Source organism: Arthrobacter sp. 2RAF6, from assembly GCF_052115205.1.
GTDB lineage: Bacteria > Actinomycetota > Actinomycetes > Actinomycetales > Micrococcaceae > Arthrobacter.
On record NZ_JBFRGF010000003.1, the window covers coordinates 100595 to 115813 of the forward strand.

A 15219-nucleotide genomic window follows, 5' to 3' on the forward strand; every position below is an offset into this window, starting at 1 on the left:
AGGAGCGGGCGCGCAGGAGCGGGCGCGCAGGAAGAAAGGAAAGGCAGCCGTTAGCCGTCCGTCTTGTAGGACCGGAGGAAGGCTTTGGTGCGATCTTCGCGAGGGTTGTCTATGACCTCGCTCGGATGCCCCTGCTCGATGATATGGCCGCCGTCGATGAAGACGATCTTGTCCGAAATCTCCCGTGCAAACGGCACTTCGTGCGTAACGATCACCATGGTCATGCCGGAACGGGCCAGACGCCGCATGACGGCCAGGACGTCCCGGGTGGATTCGGGATCAAGAGCCGACGTCGGCTCGTCGAAGAGCAAAAGGCTTGGTCCGAGCGCCAATGCGCGGGCGATTGCCACGCGCTGCTGCTCCCCGCCAGACATCTGCTCGGGGAATGCCAAGGCCCGGTGTGTCAACCCGACCTCCGCTAGGAGTTCGAGGGCAGTTTCAAGAGCCTTCTTCTCTGGGATTTTCAACCCCTTCATCTGGGCCAGCATCACGTTTTCGACTGCGGTGAGGTGGGGGAACAGGTAGAAGCGCTGGAATACCATTCCCACTCGCTGCCGGAGCTTGGCCAGGTCTTTGCAGACGGTCTTGTCCTTGGAGAACACAGGCTCGCCCTGCAGGGTAATGAAACCTGAGTCGGGTTTCTCAAGCAGGTTGATGCAGCGCATCAAGGTGGTCTTCCCGCCGCCGCTTCGCCCGATGATGCTTACGATATTTCCTGGCTTGACTGTGAAGTCGACGTTGTCCAACACCGTCCGGCCGGAGAACGACTTCACCAGGGACCTGATCTCTACCACTGGAAGGGTGCTGGTCACCGCAGAGCCCTCCGATTCAATCTTTCCGACAGTCATGGCTTCACCTCCGAGTATGGCTTGGTTTCTGCCGCTGCCAACAATGCCCGCGCATGGGCAAGCCGGCGATACCGCCGCAGGGACAGGGGTGCGCCCGCTTGGACCCGGCGCTCGAGCCGGAGAACGAGCTGCGAGAGCGGGTAGCAGACCACGAAGTAGATCGCCGAGATCACGACATAGACCTCGAGAGCCCGGAAGGTTTCGCTCGCAATCAGCTGGGCCTGGGACATTAGTTCGGCCGCCGAGATGACCACAAGCAGGGACGTCGACTTCAGCAGATCCACCAGCATGGTACCGGTGCCTGGAAGTGCCAGCCGAAGCGCCTGCGGGAAGATAATGCCTGTAAACGTCACCAGTGGCCCCAGCCCCAGGGCCTGCCCTGCCTCCTGCTGCCCGGCGTGGACTCCGAGGAGCGCCGCCCGGAAGATCTCCGAAAGGTAGGCCCCGTAGAAAATGACCAGACTCAGGGTTTCCGCCTGGAAAGCATCCAGCCGGAGGCCGATGGATGCCAGTCCGAAGTACGTGATGAAAATGATGGCCAATAGCGGGACATTCTTAAACAATTCCGTATAGATGGCCGCAGGTATGCGAAGGAGCCGCCTGGAGCTTACGCGTAGGAGTGCGACGGCGAGTCCGACGGCGGCTGCGCCGACGAACCCGGTGGCGGTGTAACCAAGGGACTTCAGCAAGCCATCGACTAGTGCCGGAAGGTAGTCCTGCCATGGCACCTGAAAGAGGCCGGGTGCGGGGTTCATTGTTGTTTCCTGTCTTGGGGTGAGCACATGGATCAGGACGGCGTCAGTTCGACGGGGCCTTCCAGTCTGCGGGGCGGTCCGTCGCCTGCCGCTCACTGGTCATGGACGGCGACGGCTTCAGATACTGGTCGGGATCACCGCCGTACTTCTTGATGAGGCTGGCCAGTTGTCCGTTCGTGTACATATCGCGGATCACTCCGGAGATCGCCTTTTCCAGCTTTGGCTCTTCCTTGGGGACGTAGAAGCTGGTCATATACGGCTGGAAGTAGGCGAGGTCCGGGGATTTCTTGACTTCTTCGTCCGTGGGCGGCGTCAGATACTTGGTCTGTAATCCAAGGTCCGGCCGCTGGGCCTGTGTGTAGGAAATCAGCAACGGATCCACGAACCCTACGTCCACGCGGCCCGCGCCGATGTCGGCGAAGAGCCCGTTGGCATCAGGGTACGAACTGAGCTTTGCATCCGGCACCGCCTTGATGGACTTCACCCAGACGTAGCCCGTCACGGTTCCGAGATTCTTCCCGCGGAGATCAGCAAGAGTCTTCACGTCTTGGTCGCCTTTGACCGCCATGGCAGGCGGGGAGTAATAGGGAGGGTCGGTAAACAGACCAGCCTTGGCCCGTTCCTTGGTCCAGGCGATGCCCCCTATGGAGATATCGACTCGCCGGCTTTGGACACCTCCCAGCATGCCGTTGAAGTCGGTAACCTGTGGCTCGATTGTCAGGTTCAGTTTCTTCGCTGCGGCTTGGAGGATCTCCGCGTCCAAACCAACCATTTGGCCGTCTTTCATGGCGGTATACGGCATGTAGGGCTCGATCGCCACTGTCAACTTGCCCGGCGTGATCGTATCCAGGCCGTCACTGCTTGATGCGGCGCCGCTGCCGCCGCAAGCGGTCAGGGCCAGGGCCACGACGCCGATTGCCGCCAGTGCCGATTTGCGAAGTGGTTTATGGATGCGACGAAACATGGTTACCACCTTTCGATGGATTATCGCTTTGGCAGAACACTCTCTGCGGGTCCGGCTTTGTGCCGCTTAACATCAACCGTAGGCTTGGGTGTGACGAAAGTCATTGGACCATTCGTCCAGCTTCTGGCGGATTTTGGGGTCATTTGCTGTACGAAAAAACTAATCGGAGGGGTCATGGCGGGGGAAAGCAGTACTCGTGCGGCGGCAGGGCCCCTAACCCCTGCCCTCGCGCAGCAGATTGCCGGCGAAACCAGCGCGATCGTGGGGTTCAACATCCTCATCACCGATGTCCGCGGCATGGTGATCGGCAGTGGCGACACCAGCCGGGTAGGCAGTTTCCATGAGGCTTCCCTCGAGGTAATCCGCACCAAAGAGCCTGCCACGCACTCGGCGGCAGAAGCCCGGGCCCTTCATGGCGTCAAGCCCGGAGTCACGCTGCCCATCCTCCTCAACGGGCACGCGGTGGGCACCGTTGGCATCACCGGCTCGCCCGTGCAGGTGACCCGATTTGGCTTGATGGTCGAACGCCAGACGGAAATCCTGCTGCATCAGGCATCGCTCCTGCGCTCGACTCTCCAACGCGAACGCGAGCTTGAGGACCTAGTCCGCGGGATCCTTGCCTTCGACCCCCTCATGACCGAGGTTGAGGCGCTCCTCGACCAGGCGAACGAGCAGGCGGTTGACCTGGCGGCAAGCCGGGTGGGGATCGCCGTCCAGGTCCTTGGCCGGTCCACGAGCCCCGCGACCACCACGGAGTGGCTGCCCCGTGCCCTTGTCATGCTCCGCGAGAGCTTCGCACACCGCCGTACCATCGCCGTTTCGATCGCTGCTAACCGCTATGTTGTCTTTGCGCACCCCACCGCGGAGGGGGTGCCCGGAATTGTGGCGCAGGCCGGACACTGCGTGGAGCAGTTCCGCACGCACTTGGCCTCCGACGTCGAGATCGGAATCGGAACCGAGGCCGCAGGGCCGGCCGGGCTGCGGAACTCCTACGAAGACGCCGTCGATTCGCTCCGGCTTGGCAGACGCATTAGTCAGCGAAGCATCACTACCATCAATGAAGTCCGCATCGAGCAACTGCTGTCAGGCGTCGGCCTGCGGGCCAGGCAGCGGTACACTACCGCCGTCGCCGACAGACTCTTGAGGCTGGGCGACTGGCCCACCGTCCAGGCGACTGTAGTGGCGTGGTGTGAAAGTGGCTTTTCCCTGGTGGGAGCTGCACGACGGCTCCACATCCATAGGAACACGCTCATCCACCGCCTTGAGAAAATTGAGCAGCTGCAAGGTTGGACGGAACGGAAGAGTGAAGCGTACTTGGCTCTGTATCTCGCGTGCAAAGTGACCGAACTCGATCTCGACGGCGGCCAGTCCAGGAGCGCTTAGCCGTTTCACGAGGGCCAACCCGTTTGGCGGATTGAGCGCGGCAACTTGGTTCCGTCGTCGGATGCTAATCCTTTCTCTATCGGCGCCCGATACAAGGCCAGACCGGATGTTCTCACGCACTGAGAATGTTCGTTGCCGAGCCGGAGGGCCGAGTGTACGTTTCCAGCAATGGAACCCACATTACAAAGTGATCCGCATTTGAGGATCTACTACGCAGCTCGGCATTGCATGGGCTCGAGAGTTCCGTTCACGATTGCCCGGATGTACCGCTCAACTCACGCTTACCTTGCCACGGCATGCCCCGCAACGGCCCTCCCCAGAGAGAATTGACATGAAAAAGTACCTGACCGGCTTCGCCCTGGCGGCAGCCACCGCCATTGCCCTAAGCGCTTGCGGCGGTGCAAACCCCATGAGCTCCTCCAACAACAACTCCCAGGCCGCAGGATCGACGGACAGCATCATCGTCGGCTCCGCGGACTTCCCGGAAAGCCAGCTCATTGCCAAGATCTACGCCGAGGCCCTCAAGTCCAAGGGCGTCCAGGTGACGGAGAAGCCGAGCATCGGCAGCCGCGAAGTCACCATCCCTGCGCTGAAGGATGGTTCCATCGACCTCATGCCGGAATACGGCGGAGCCCTCCTCCAGTACCTTGATGCCTCCACCAAAGCGGTCACCTCGGAAGAGGTCACCAAAGAGCTGAGCACCAAGATCCCGTCCGGACTCACCCAGCTGACGGCATCCAAGGCACAGGACAAAGACGTATTGGCGGTCAAGAAGGAAACCGCCGACAAGTACAACCTCAAGTCCATCAGCGACCTCCAGCCTGCTGCCAAGGACCTGGGCCTGGGCGCAGCACCCGAGTGGAAAACCCGCATTGACGGTGTCGTTGGGCTGAAATCCGTCTACAACCTCGACTTCAAGGAATTCTCAGCGCTCGACGCCGGCGGTCCGCTCACGCTCAACGCCCTCCTATCCGGCCAGGTGCAGGTTGCAAACCTCTTCAGCACCGACCCCGCCCTGACCGCCAACAACCTGATTGCCCTTGAAGACAACAAGAACCTGTTCCTCGCCGAGAACATCGTTCCCGTCATCAACCAGAAGAAGGCCAGCGACACCGTCAAGAGCGTGCTGGACAAGGTGTCCGCCGCGTTGACCACCGAGGACCTGATCCAGATGAACGGCCGGACGGCCAAGTTCGAGGACATGGGACAAATCGCCCAGGACTGGCTCAAGTCGAAGAACCTGGCCTAGTTCAAGCAAGAAGCAGCTCGCGGCAGGTACTGTCCCGAACCACCTGGGTGATCTGGCCGTCTACAACGCGCCCGAGTTGCCGCGCCTACCAGTGATGCCGACGGCGCTCTGCGGAACCAGCCAGCAACGGCGAGCCTATTGAATCCTTGAAACAAGTGTTTCAAGGATTCAATAGTTTAATACATTCGTTTCAGGCCGGAAACACTGCTCCCCTACGTTGGAGTGGTCCCTTGAACTTCGGCCGCGGACTTCCGGTTCCGCATGAGGATTGGCTTCGCCATGAAACTCGACATCAACGCTGCACAGGCAGCCGCCATCAAGAAACCGCTGTATAAGTCCCTGTTCTTTCAGATCTTTGCCGCCGTCGTCGCCGGCATCCTGATCGGGTACCTCTGGCCGTCAATCGGGGCCGGACTGCGCCCGCTCGGCGACGGGTTCATCCAGCTCATCAAGATGATCATCGCGCCGCTGATCTTCCTCGTGATTGTCACCGGGATCGCGGCCGTTGGTGACGTCAAGGCCGTAGGCCGCGTGGGAGTCAAGGCCCTCGTGTACTTCACCGGGGCCACGTTGTTTGCCCTGGCCTTCGGCCTCGTGGTCGCCAACATCGTCCAGCCCGGTGCGGGGCTGAACATCGATCCGAGCACACTGAGCCAGGATGCGCTCAAGGCGAAGACCGGCACCGCGCCTCCCGGTGACGCCGGACAATTCATCCTGGGTATCATCCCGACAAGCGTGATCGGCGCGTTCGCCAGCAACAACCTGCTCCAGGTCCTGTGCTTCTCCGTCTTCTTCGGCGCCGCAATTGTGGTGATCGGCAAGGACCGGTGCGCTCCTGTCATGAACGTCCTGGAAACCATCCTGGACGTCTTCTTCAAGATCATGGGATGGGTCATGCGCTTGGCCCCGATCGGCGCCTTCGGTGCCATGGCGTTCATCATTGGCCAATACGGACTGAGTACCCTTGGCACATATGCCCTGCTCATCGCGGCCTGCTACGGTGCGGCGATCGTGTTCATTGCCCTGCTGTTCCTGATCGCCTGGGGCCTGGTGCGGGTGCCGCTGTGGGAGTTCATCAAGTACACCCGCGAGGAGTTCCTCCTCGCCCTGGGCACCGCCTCCACGGAATCGGTTCTGCCCCGGATCATGACCAAACTGACTGACGCTGGCTGCTCCCGTTCCACCGCCGGCCTGGTCGTTCCGACGGGATACTCCTTCAATCTGGATGGTGCGGCTATCTACCTGTCGATCTCGCTGCTGTTCCTCGCGCAGGCGTTCGGCCACCATCTTGACCTCGGGCAGCAACTGGCGGCCCTGGGCATCTTGATGCTCACCTCAAAGGGCATGGCGGGCGTCCCGGGGTCGGCGTTCCTGGCGCTCTCCGCGACGGCGGGCGCCTTGGGGATCTTCCCCGTGGCCGGCGTCGCGCTCCTGCTGGGAGCCGACCGCCTCATGGACTCCATGCGCGTCGTGGTAAACCTGCTCGGCAACTGTGTGGCGACCTTCGTGGTCGCCAAATGGGAGGGACAGTTCGACCGCGAAGCCATGCTCCGTGCCTTCCGCGGAGAGAAAGCCGCAACCGAAGCCGGCCCGGCCCATGCCGGGAACGTCGCCGTGCTCGCCGCAGGGACCCGCAACTAGGGCCGTGCCGGCGTCGGAACCGTCCACGCCACTGACCCGCAACCACAGTTCAGAATCGCCTGAGAAGCCATTAACGCGATTCTGAGCGCCCTCGGAGGGTCTACGCGATACGCGCTCTACGAAAGTAGCTCAAAGAGCGCCGGATGGGCAGCGAGCGCAATCGACGTACCCTCTCTGGATTACTAGGAATTTCGAGGAAGTTGCGCTGGGAGCCCGTTCGTGCCCCCAGCGCAATGCGTAATTCCGTAACGCTTGGAAGCGCGGATGGAATAGTTAGCAGAGGGATCGGCTTGCGGGCAATGGTTGCGCTTCAACGGCTACTAAGCGTTTTCGCATCTGAACAGTAATTTGGCATGGCCGAGGTGCTCCGACCTCGTTCCGCTTTCAATGAAATCGGACTTCGAAAGAGCGGCATTCTTTGGCGACTATGGTTACCACCATGGACTTCTTAATTGGGGCGTTGGCGGTACTCGGTGTGCCAGCTGGCTTCGCGGGTATTTGGTACTGGTCGTCGCGAAGGGATCGACGGAACGGCCGGCACAGGGGTGGAGGAGAGCTGCTCGGAATCGCTGATGAAATTTTTCGTCCTCAGACGCATCAGGCCCAGCAGATACAAAGGATCCAAAATGAGCTCCCAGCTCCGGCGCCGTCCCCTGGAGATCCCCCGGCTACAACACCACAGTAATGAGGCAATATCTGATCCACGATCCGGCTCGAACGCTCCGTCGTTGGTGCTCGAAAAGGGCTTCCGAAACACCTTGCCGAACGCACGGCAAGGGACCGTCTAACGGGCGGTTCGCAACCTGGGGTCGGCCCACCGATGTCATTTTCCGAAGTCGTCTGCACGGAACGTCAGGAGTCCTCTGCACTACAGGAACAGCTCACCTGGGGCGGGGCGGGTCGAGCAAGGATCCAGCGGGCCCGCCTGATTGGTGGTGCGGTTTGGTTAATTCGTTGGTGAGGCGTGCATGCCACAATGAGGCCCATGACTCGAATCCTCATGATCGGCATCCACGCGCGAGCCCTCGACTATAGCAAGCTGCCTCCTGGCCTCGACGAGGCCACGATGACCGAACGGATAGAAGCGGGGTTCGGGGCCACTACGGCCGCCGGCTTCGACGCCGTCAACTGCCTGATCGGCACCTCCCCGGACGAGGCCGAAGCAGAGATTCGCTCGGCGTTCGGTCGTGATCGTTTCGGCCTCGTGATGATCGGGGGCGGCATCAGGATGATCCCGGAGTACACCGAGCTCTTCGAACGGATCATCAACGTGTGCAATGCGGAATCGCCCGGAATCACCTTCTGCTTCAACACATCGCCCGAGACGACTCTGGACGCGTTGGAGCGTCACGCCCAGCCGTGAACGTCTGCGACGCGATCCGGTGCGTCGACTAGCCTCGGCGTTTCGTGTCGGCGGTCATGAGATGCGCCTCTGCTCACGTGCGGCTGCGATGTATTGGGAATAGGTGCTCGCCTTACGGGCACGGTTGCGACACGGAGCGACCAAAAAACGCCGCCACAGAGCGACCAACTCCACACGTGCAGTGTTTCGTGCAAAGGTCAGTGTCGGCGTTCCGCGAATTGGCGCGGCGTCAGGAGCCGCGGACGATGCGGTGTGGCCAGCGCACGAATACGACCGTTACTGGTCACGCTCACTCCCGGCGGCGCCCGGTGGAGGATCCTTCATCGCGACACGTCGCACGCCCGGAGGCGCGCCGGCATCGGGAAGGGGAGCGTGAAGTGCAGCTGAGGTGCGTCCACGGCACCCCAGTCGTCCTTCGTGACTTTGATTGCTTCGGGAGAGACTTCAGTAAGGCGCACCGCAAGCCAGCGTCCGTCTTCGAGCAGGAGCTCATACTCCTCAGCGAGATACCCTATGCCCGCTGCATCTAACGCCTCCTCGGCGGTCAGCCAGTCGACAACGGCAGTTCGCCTCCGGCCGAGCAAGTCCACGGCGACGAACCCATCGTCCTCGATGACGACCCATCCGAGGAGCTCGCGGTCTCCACTGCGACGGTGCTCGATCCAATCAGGGTTCATCCGCTCAGCCTAACCTCTGCACGTTAGGCGATCGGTTAACGGGCGACCGGCCATATATTGCTCCGATTCACAGCGTGTCGAACCACGGATGCGGCCAATATCTCTAGCTCAACCAACGGGCGTGGCTATTCGAACGAAGATGCCGGACATCGCGCGCGCTCATATAGTCTGAAAACATGTCGTCGGGTCCGCTGAGAATCGTTGTCCTCCTTTTCCCAAGGGTCACCCAGCTGGATTTCACCGGGCCCGCCCAGGTTTTCTCCAAGTTTCCGAACACCGAAGTTCACCTCGCCTGGCATGACTTGGATCCCGTCACCACCGACGCCGGCTGGTGCATTGTGCCGACTACGACCCTTGACGACTGCCCCCAGGCTGACGTCCTCTTTGTCCCCGGAGGCGAAGGGGCATTCGACTTGTTCGAGGACCCTAAGGCTCTGGACTTTCTCCGGGTCCAGGCAAGGAAGGCCCGTTGGATCACCTCCGTTTGCACGGGTTCATTCACCCTTGCCGCGGCGGGTCTTCTCACCGGCTACCGGGCCACCAGCCACTGGGCCTCCCTGCGGATGCTCGAACACTTCGGCGTCGAACCGACATCGGAAAGAGTCGTCCGGGACAGAAACCGGATCACGGGTGCCGGCGTTACCTCGGGGATTGATTTTGCCTTCACGCTGGCGGCGGAACTCTTTGGTGACGACGAAGCCCGGAAGATCCAACTGGCCATCGAATACGACCCAGAGCCCCCGTTCGACTACGGCTCGCCAAGCAAGGCAGACCCCGAAACGGTAAAGAACATCATCGCCGCCACCGAGAACCTCCGTATGGCTACGGTCCTAACCTCAGCCAGTGCCCTGGCGACCGCGCAGCACTCCTCATAAACGAAGCTTTGCCGACGGAACGTCCTATGTTCCGCCTTATGGTCTGTGACTGCTGGTCGGAACCAGCGGCTGGGGGTGGCCGCACGTACCCCCGGGGGGTCTCAAACCGTGTCCGTTAGCCGATCCCCTTGCGGACAACGGCCAGTTCCTCTGGCCACTGGGAGATATTCGTAATACGATTATCTGCATGGAACGCAAGATGCGCGGACGGGAGGTCTCGGGGGCCGAGATCGATGGGTGGGTCGAGGAAGCCGAGGCCGGTTACGACTTTGAGGAACTGAAGGCGCGGATGGGGCGCCCTGCCCGGGGCGCGGAGGCGTCTCAGGTCGTTCCCGTACGGCTGACGGTAGAGGAGCTTGCCGCGGTGATGGCACGGGCCGAGCGCGAGCACCTCAACCGGTCCGAGGCGATCCGCGCCGCCCTGGCCGCTTGGTCGCATGCGGCGTGATCGTCCGCCGCTCCGCACACAAGCACGACGGGATCGAGGCGGCGACCTGGCCGCTGGTATCAGCCCCCTTGGACGATGACGACCCGCGCAGGTTCCTCCGCCTCGGCTTTGACACCCACGGCCGGCTGCTGGAACTCGTGGTGCTCGTCTGGGACGACGGTAGCGAAGAACTCATCCACGCGATGAAATGCCGCCCCCAATACCTCGGGATGCTCGGCTAGCACTATCTCGCCAGAGCATCGACACCGACTTCGATTGTGCGCTCACCGATCCTTCACCGGACAAGCTTTCGACCCGGAGGCGTAGCAATACGGGCCAATTAGGCCGAGGTAGGTGTCAGTCTTTCTTCAGTTCCTCGGCGAGCATCACGAGGATTCCGCTTGGGCCGCGAAGGTACGTGAGTTTGTAGACGTCCTTATAGGTCGCCACCCCGCGTAGCGGGTGGCATCCGTGCTTTGCGGCTACTTCGAGGGCCTTATCGATGTCGTCGACTGAGAAGGCCACGCGGTGCATGCCAATGTCGTTGGGACGAGTCGGGTTCGACTCGATCGCTTCGGGGTGGATGTATTCGAAGAGCTCGAGTCGACCATGACCATCTGGGGTCTGGAGCATCGCGATCTTGGCATGGTTTCCATCAAGTCCAACGGCGGTATCGGTCCACTCGCCGCTGACCGTGTCACGGCCGATGAGTGTAAGACCGAGATCGGTGAAAAAGGCGATTGCTGCTTCGATGTCGCGAACAGCGATACCCACATTCTCAAGTTTGATGGCCATGCGTTGAAAGCTACCAAGGCGCAGCGATTAGCTCCAGTGAGAGGCCACTGTCTGCCCGTTAGCCGATCCTCAAACGGGGCTATTTCCACCTTTTGCGCTTTCCGATGAAGTAGCCGCAAATCATCACGCCGACGCCACAAGACGCGATGGAATAAGCCAAAGCGTTGTTGGAAGACGTGGACCGAAAGACCAACATAATCCCCTCGAGGGCGTTCACCGCCCCCACGCAGAGAAGGGCAATTCCAAGCCACCTGGGCGTCATACGGCCATCCTAGAGTTTCCTCGATTGGAAACAACTAGACAACGGCAGGTTTGTGTCCGCTCAAGCTTCCCCGTACGGAATCGAACGACAGCCAAGAGGTCCGCCGGCGTTGACTGACTGCCAAAGCACGAGCACGTGGACAAGGGCAAGTGCTGATATGTAGTCATGCTACAAAAACTCGTAACCATCAACGCCCAGAGGTATCGCCGGCCGACGAAAGTCGTACGCCCCGTTACACCATTTCAGTCTTGCCCGCATCCCGATAAAGGCCGGTTATGTCCGTCCTCGGCGCGCCGTCAAGGGTAGGCCGTAGGCCCGTCACGCAGTGACGCGGACGCGCCCTTGACTGAGCGGCGGGGACGGCGAGCATGGGAGGACGGGATGCAATGCCAACCCACGGAGGCCTGTTCATCCAGCTAGACGTCGATGACGTGTGTACGCGGTGACGCCGTTCGTGGTGGTCCCCACCCGGGCATTTATGTCCGCATCCAAGGCGCGACCCCCGGACCGACGCCGAGCGGCGCCAGGATTCTCCGCGACATTGTCGGGGCTGGCCGAAAGGTGTTGGCGTCAGAATGGGTCACTCTTCGACCGTCACCCGCAACGTCCCGACGAGCCTCATTCCAAAGGCGGGGACGACGAGTTGCGGCTCCGTCCAGAGGTGACGGCCACTTCACTAGGCACTGAGGGCCGACATGCTGAACGGCCGTTGGTTGAAGATCTGATCAGGAATTCCGGCTTCTAGACGCTAGGGATTACCTGGCCCGTCTGAGAGCGTGTCTGTGCGTCAAGCCATGCCTCTACATCGCTGGCGCGATAGCGGACGCCGCTGCCTAATTTCACGAACTTAGGGCCCATCCCTCTATAGCGCCATTGCGCCAATGCGGGCGCCGTCTTGTGAAGCTTGGCTGCCAGCTCTGCCGGGGTCAGCAGTTCCGATTCCATGAAGCCTCATTCCCTTCCGTGAACGCCTCGTCATATTAGATGCAAAGTTGCTAGTTACGCTTGTTGTCTATATAGCGTATATCGTTTCTTATATGGTACATAGCGGAGAGCGGCTGCGAGGACATGACATTGGTCCAACCGGCAAGACCGTCGCTCGGAACCTGAAGCGTTTGCGGGGGAATGTAACCCTGCGGGAGCTTCAGCAAAGGCTTAGGGGAGTCGGGCACGAAATTTCCGCGAGCGGAATACAGAAGATCGAGGCCGGCGTTAGGCGGGTTGATGTTGATGATCTCGTGGCCCTTGCGGTAGTCCTGGGCGTGAACCCAAACGCACTGTTGTTTCCCAAGTCGCTCGACGAGCCGGTGGCCGTGACCGGAGCTGATCCGGCTGACCTGGTACGGGTTTGGGAATGGGCGGATGGCAATGCGCCGATCGACGGTGACGTGGGCAGTGATGACTACGTACGAGGGCTGCGCCCCGACTTCATCCCGGCCGGGAATACGAAAATTGGTCCCGTGACATTCGAAGACCTCAATTTACGAGTGGACGAGCTCAGCGCAATTATCAAGACTCTGGTTGATCAGAACGCAGCGAAAGAACAATCCGGCGATGGCAACGATCGAACCCTATGAGACACGGGCCGGGCGCCGGTATCAGGTTGGCTACCGGAAACCTGACCGGGTACAGACCAAGAAACGTGGATTCAGGACAAAGAGGGACGCCGAGCTATTCCTCGCCAGCGTTGAGGTTTCCAAGGCCCGCGGGGAGTTCATAGATGCGGCAGCCGCAAAGGCCCTGATCGGTCCGCTCGGAGAAGCGTGGTTGTCACGGCAGACCCATTTGAAACCATCTTCATTGCGCCCGGTGGAGTCGGCTTGGCGTAATCATGTGCTGCCGGTGTGGGTCGGTATGGCAGTCTCTGACATCCGAAAGACAGATGTGCAGCAGTGGGTCTCAGCTTTGACGACAGGGGATCAGAGCGCTGTCCCGCCCCGGAAACCGAAGGGGGCAACGCTTGTAATCCGCGCCTACGGAGTCTTGGCGGCCATTCTGGATGACGCCGTGAGCGACCGTCGAACATTGAGTAATCCAGCACGGGGCGTAACCTTGCCGCGCAAGATCAAGAAGCCACACGTCTACCTGAGTCACGAGCAAGTGCATGCACTCGCGGCAGCCAGTAAATATCCGGCACTGGTTCTCGTGCTTGGCTACTGCGGTTTGCGGTGGGGAGAGGCTACCGGCCTGCGAGTCAAACATCTGGACATGTTGCGGCGGCGATTCGTGATTGAGGAAAACGCGGTCCAGGTCGGTTCGGTGATCGAAGTAGGTACGCCAAAGAACCACAAGAAACGAACCGTGCCGTTCCCGCGATTCCTCGCTGAGCCCCTGGCTCAGCAGTGTGAGAACAAGGACAGAAATGATCTCGTGTTTCCCGGCGGGAATGGCCACCACCTCCGCCTCGCACGCGTGCACGATGACAACATGAGCTGGTTCGCAGGTGCCGTGAAGAGAGCAGGAGTGCCACGAATCACGCCTCACGACTTCCGGCATTCAGCCGCGAGCTTTGCTGTATCAGCCGGGGCGAACGTCAAAGCGGTGCAAAGAATGCTCGGTCACAGCTCGGCAGCCATGACCCTGGACATCTATGCGGACCTGTTTGACGGGGACTTGGACAGCGTTTCGGACGCCCTGGACCTTGCAGTGTCCCTGGCGAATGTGCCCAAAATGTGCCCAAAACCCTGATTTCGCCAAAGCAAAAGGCCCCCGATCCCTTGTAAACAAAGGGAACCAGGGGCCTTTCAAGTGGCGGTGACGGTGGGATTTGAACCCACGTTGGCTTTTACACCAAACAACATTTCGAGTGTTGCACCTTCGGCCGCTCGGACACGTCACCAACTGAAATAGGGTACCGGAGTGGAGGCCTGTTCCCCAAAACGGCCAGGCGGCACCCACTTAGTAAGTAGCCTTCCCTTCCGCAATCGCGGCCGCAGGACTAGATTCGCAAGCACGATGACTCTCCCACAACACGCACCGCGGAACACGCACACACAAACGGCCTTGGCCTACTGGACGGTGGGCCCCTGCCAAGGTGAACTCCGGAGCGAGGAACTTCCGGCTCCGGACCAAGGCGACGCTCTGGTCCGAGCCCTGTACTCCGGAATCAGCAGGGGGACCGAGCTCGTGGTCCATGAAGCGCACGTCCCTCCACGGGTTGCGAAGAAGATGCGCGCACCCCATCAAACCGGAGATTTTCCTGCGCCGGTCAAGTTCGGCTATCTTTCGGTTGGCGTCGTTGAAGAAGGTCCCGAGGACTGGATCGCTCAGAACGTCTTCTGCCTGCACCCGCATCAGGACCGCTACGTCGTGCCGATCACCACACTCACCCGAATACCCGACGGCGTGCCGGCACGCCGGGCTGTGCTCACAGGTATCGCCGAGATCGCCCTCAACGCCCTGTGGGAGGCCGTCCCCCGCCTCGGCGACAGGATCGCCGTCGTCGGTGCCGGACTGGTGGGCGGCATGACCGCAGCACTTCTGCGTGACTTCCCGCTGGAACGCTTGCAACTGGTGGAGACGGATCCCGGGAAGCGCGGGTTCGTGGAATCCCTGGGTGTGGAGTTCGTGCTTCCGGACGATGCAAAGCAGGACTGCGACATCGTGTTCCATTGCTCGGCCACCGATGAAGGACTGGTCCGAAGCCTTCAGCTCGCGGGGGACGAGGGCGAGATTATTGAGATGTCCTGGTACGGGGACCGGAAGGTCTCCCTGCCGCTGGGGGAGGACTTCCATGCCCGACGCCTCTCCATCCGAGCCAGCCAAGTCGGAGTGGTTGCACGTTCGCGCCGGCACCGGAGGACGTCCAGCGAGCGGCTGGAGCTGGCAGTCTCCTTGCTGCGGGATCCCGTGTTCGACGCGTTCCTCACGGGAGAGTCGCAGTTCGAGGAACTGCCGGAGGTCTTCCAGGGCTTGGAAAACGGCGAACTGGATGATCTTTGCCGAGTCATCACCTACCCAAAGCCCCCGAAAGCGTAACC

General features: G+C 60.9%; 17 protein-coding genes and 1 tRNA gene. 11 read left to right on the plus strand and 7 right to left on the minus strand.

Going from position 1 to position 15219, the window contains the following annotated elements:
• Positions 1-50: 50 nt before the first annotated feature.
• Genes AB4Z38_RS03140 through AB4Z38_RS03150 form a run of 3 tightly spaced genes read right to left on the minus strand, consistent with a single transcriptional unit; the run spans position 51 to position 2567 of the window.
• The gene (locus tag AB4Z38_RS03140) at positions 51-848 is read right to left on the minus strand and encodes an amino acid ABC transporter ATP-binding protein (protein ID WP_404500774.1); all 798 of its coding nucleotides are present in this window, start codon (positions 846-848) and stop codon (positions 51-53) included.
• Positions 845-1603, minus strand: coding sequence for an amino acid ABC transporter permease (locus AB4Z38_RS03145; protein WP_441428358.1), 759 nt, complete (start codon positions 1601-1603; stop codon positions 845-847). Before AB4Z38_RS03145 ends, AB4Z38_RS03140 begins: the two co-directional genes overlap by 4 nt.
• Positions 1604-1646: 43 nt before the next feature.
• Entirely contained in the window at positions 1647-2567 is a 921-nt protein-coding gene (locus tag AB4Z38_RS03150; protein WP_441428359.1) for a transporter substrate-binding domain-containing protein, read from the minus strand.
• A 174-nt stretch (positions 2568-2741) separates the two neighbouring features.
• Here AB4Z38_RS03150 and AB4Z38_RS03155 point away from each other — a divergent pair, with 174 nt between their 5' ends.
• The 5 genes from AB4Z38_RS03155 (at position 2742) to AB4Z38_RS03175 (ending at position 8203) form a co-directional block, all read left to right on the plus strand.
• Positions 2742-3950 (plus strand): CdaR family transcriptional regulator, encoded by a 1209-nt coding sequence (locus AB4Z38_RS03155; protein WP_441428360.1) that lies wholly within the window; start codon positions 2742-2744, stop codon positions 3948-3950.
• 331 nt (positions 3951-4281) lie between these two features.
• On the plus strand, positions 4282-5199 hold the full coding sequence (locus AB4Z38_RS03160) for an ABC transporter substrate-binding protein (protein WP_441428361.1): 918 nt from the start codon (positions 4282-4284) through the stop codon (positions 5197-5199).
• A 279-nt stretch (positions 5200-5478) separates the two neighbouring features.
• Positions 5479-6840, plus strand: coding sequence for a cation:dicarboxylate symporter family transporter (locus tag AB4Z38_RS03165; protein WP_441428362.1), 1362 nt, complete (start codon positions 5479-5481; stop codon positions 6838-6840).
• A 626-nt stretch (positions 6841-7466) separates the two neighbouring features.
• The gene (locus tag AB4Z38_RS03170; RefSeq protein ID WP_441428363.1) at positions 7467-7628 is read left to right on the plus strand and encodes a hypothetical protein; all 162 of its coding nucleotides are present in this window, start codon (positions 7467-7469) and stop codon (positions 7626-7628) included.
• Between the two features lie 197 nt (positions 7629-7825).
• Positions 7826-8203 carry a hypothetical protein gene (locus AB4Z38_RS03175; protein WP_028275079.1) on the plus strand — a complete coding sequence of 126 codons (378 nt, stop codon included), beginning with the start codon at positions 7826-7828 and terminating at the stop codon, positions 8201-8203.
• Between the two features lie 320 nt (positions 8204-8523).
• Here the strand turns inward: AB4Z38_RS03175 and AB4Z38_RS03180 are convergent, their stop codons facing one another.
• Positions 8524-8880, minus strand: coding sequence for a hypothetical protein (locus AB4Z38_RS03180; RefSeq protein WP_441428364.1), 357 nt, complete (start codon positions 8878-8880; stop codon positions 8524-8526).
• 176 nt (positions 8881-9056) lie between these two features.
• On the opposite strand from AB4Z38_RS03180, the gene AB4Z38_RS03185 reads away from it, so the two are divergent.
• The 3 genes from AB4Z38_RS03185 (at position 9057) to AB4Z38_RS03195 (ending at position 10424) form a co-directional block, all read left to right on the plus strand.
• On the plus strand, positions 9057-9755 hold the full coding sequence (locus AB4Z38_RS03185; protein WP_441428365.1) for a DJ-1/PfpI family protein: 699 nt from the start codon (positions 9057-9059) through the stop codon (positions 9753-9755).
• A gap of 187 nt (positions 9756-9942) precedes the next feature.
• On the plus strand, positions 9943-10203 hold the full coding sequence (locus tag AB4Z38_RS03190; protein ID WP_441428366.1) for a ribbon-helix-helix protein, CopG family: 261 nt from the start codon (positions 9943-9945) through the stop codon (positions 10201-10203).
• Complete coding sequence (locus AB4Z38_RS03195; protein WP_441428367.1) at positions 10200-10424, plus strand: hypothetical protein; 225 nt, start codon at positions 10200-10202, stop codon at positions 10422-10424. The genes AB4Z38_RS03190 and AB4Z38_RS03195 overlap by 4 nt, the downstream gene beginning before the upstream one ends.
• Positions 10425-10539: 115 nt before the next feature.
• Here AB4Z38_RS03195 and AB4Z38_RS03200 read toward each other — a convergent pair whose 3' ends face one another.
• Complete coding sequence (locus AB4Z38_RS03200; protein ID WP_441428368.1) at positions 10540-10977, minus strand: VOC family protein; 438 nt, start codon at positions 10975-10977, stop codon at positions 10540-10542.
• A 1003-nt stretch (positions 10978-11980) separates the two neighbouring features.
• Positions 11981-12184: a helix-turn-helix transcriptional regulator gene (locus AB4Z38_RS03205; RefSeq protein ID WP_028265857.1), complete on the minus strand. Its 204-nt coding sequence runs from the start codon at positions 12182-12184 to the stop codon at positions 11981-11983.
• A gap of 92 nt (positions 12185-12276) precedes the next feature.
• On the opposite strand from AB4Z38_RS03205, the gene AB4Z38_RS03210 reads away from it, so the two are divergent.
• Both AB4Z38_RS03210 and AB4Z38_RS03215 read left to right on the plus strand, forming a co-directional pair.
• Positions 12277-12816 carry a helix-turn-helix domain-containing protein gene (locus AB4Z38_RS03210; RefSeq protein WP_441428369.1) on the plus strand — a complete coding sequence of 180 codons (540 nt, stop codon included), beginning with the start codon at positions 12277-12279 and terminating at the stop codon, positions 12814-12816.
• A complete protein-coding gene (locus AB4Z38_RS03215) occupies positions 12794-13927 on the plus strand; it encodes a tyrosine-type recombinase/integrase (protein WP_441428370.1) in 1134 nt (377 codons plus the stop codon). The genes AB4Z38_RS03210 and AB4Z38_RS03215 overlap by 23 nt, the downstream gene beginning before the upstream one ends.
• 61 nt (positions 13928-13988) lie before the next feature.
• Here the strand turns inward: AB4Z38_RS03215 and AB4Z38_RS03220 are convergent.
• Positions 13989-14078, minus strand: a tRNA-Ser gene (locus AB4Z38_RS03220).
• Positions 14079-14194: 116 nt separating this feature from the next.
• On the opposite strand from AB4Z38_RS03220, the gene AB4Z38_RS03225 reads away from it, so the two are divergent.
• A complete protein-coding gene (locus AB4Z38_RS03225; RefSeq protein WP_441428371.1) occupies positions 14195-15217 on the plus strand; it encodes a zinc-dependent alcohol dehydrogenase in 1023 nt (340 codons plus the stop codon).
• Positions 15218-15219: the final 2 nt, after the last annotated feature.

Excerpts from the sequence above, each read along its gene's own strand:
- AB4Z38_RS03190 (WP_441428366.1), top strand. The coding sequence starts at position 9,943 with ATGGAACGCAAGATGCGCGGACGGGAGGTCTCGGGGGCCGAGATCGAT.
- AB4Z38_RS03225 (WP_441428371.1), top strand. The coding sequence starts at position 14,195 with ATGACTCTCCCACAACACGCACCGCGGAACACGCACACACAAACGGCC.
- AB4Z38_RS03200 (WP_441428368.1), bottom strand. The coding sequence starts at position 10,977 with ATGGCCATCAAACTTGAGAATGTGGGTATCGCTGTTCGCGACATCGAA.
- AB4Z38_RS03175 (WP_028275079.1), top strand. The coding sequence starts at position 7,826 with ATGACTCGAATCCTCATGATCGGCATCCACGCGCGAGCCCTCGACTAT.
- AB4Z38_RS03210 (WP_441428369.1), top strand. The coding sequence starts at position 12,277 with ATGGTACATAGCGGAGAGCGGCTGCGAGGACATGACATTGGTCCAACC.
- AB4Z38_RS03215 (WP_441428370.1), top strand. The coding sequence starts at position 12,794 with ATGGCAACGATCGAACCCTATGAGACACGGGCCGGGCGCCGGTATCAG.
- AB4Z38_RS03170 (WP_441428363.1), top strand. The coding sequence starts at position 7,467 with ATGAGCTCCCAGCTCCGGCGCCGTCCCCTGGAGATCCCCCGGCTACAA.
- AB4Z38_RS03145 (WP_441428358.1), bottom strand. The coding sequence starts at position 1,603 with ATGAACCCCGCACCCGGCCTCTTTCAGGTGCCATGGCAGGACTACCTT.
- AB4Z38_RS03150 (WP_441428359.1), bottom strand. The coding sequence starts at position 2,567 with ATGTTTCGTCGCATCCATAAACCACTTCGCAAATCGGCACTGGCGGCA.
- AB4Z38_RS03155 (WP_441428360.1), top strand. The coding sequence starts at position 2,742 with ATGGCGGGGGAAAGCAGTACTCGTGCGGCGGCAGGGCCCCTAACCCCT.
- AB4Z38_RS03180 (WP_441428364.1), bottom strand. The coding sequence starts at position 8,880 with ATGAACCCTGATTGGATCGAGCACCGTCGCAGTGGAGACCGCGAGCTC.
- AB4Z38_RS03160 (WP_441428361.1), top strand. The coding sequence starts at position 4,282 with ATGAAAAAGTACCTGACCGGCTTCGCCCTGGCGGCAGCCACCGCCATT.
- AB4Z38_RS03165 (WP_441428362.1), top strand. The coding sequence starts at position 5,479 with ATGAAACTCGACATCAACGCTGCACAGGCAGCCGCCATCAAGAAACCG.
- AB4Z38_RS03205 (WP_028265857.1), bottom strand. The coding sequence starts at position 12,184 with ATGGAATCGGAACTGCTGACCCCGGCAGAGCTGGCAGCCAAGCTTCAC.
- AB4Z38_RS03185 (WP_441428365.1), top strand. The coding sequence starts at position 9,057 with ATGTCGTCGGGTCCGCTGAGAATCGTTGTCCTCCTTTTCCCAAGGGTC.
- AB4Z38_RS03140 (WP_404500774.1), bottom strand. The coding sequence starts at position 848 with ATGACTGTCGGAAAGATTGAATCGGAGGGCTCTGCGGTGACCAGCACC.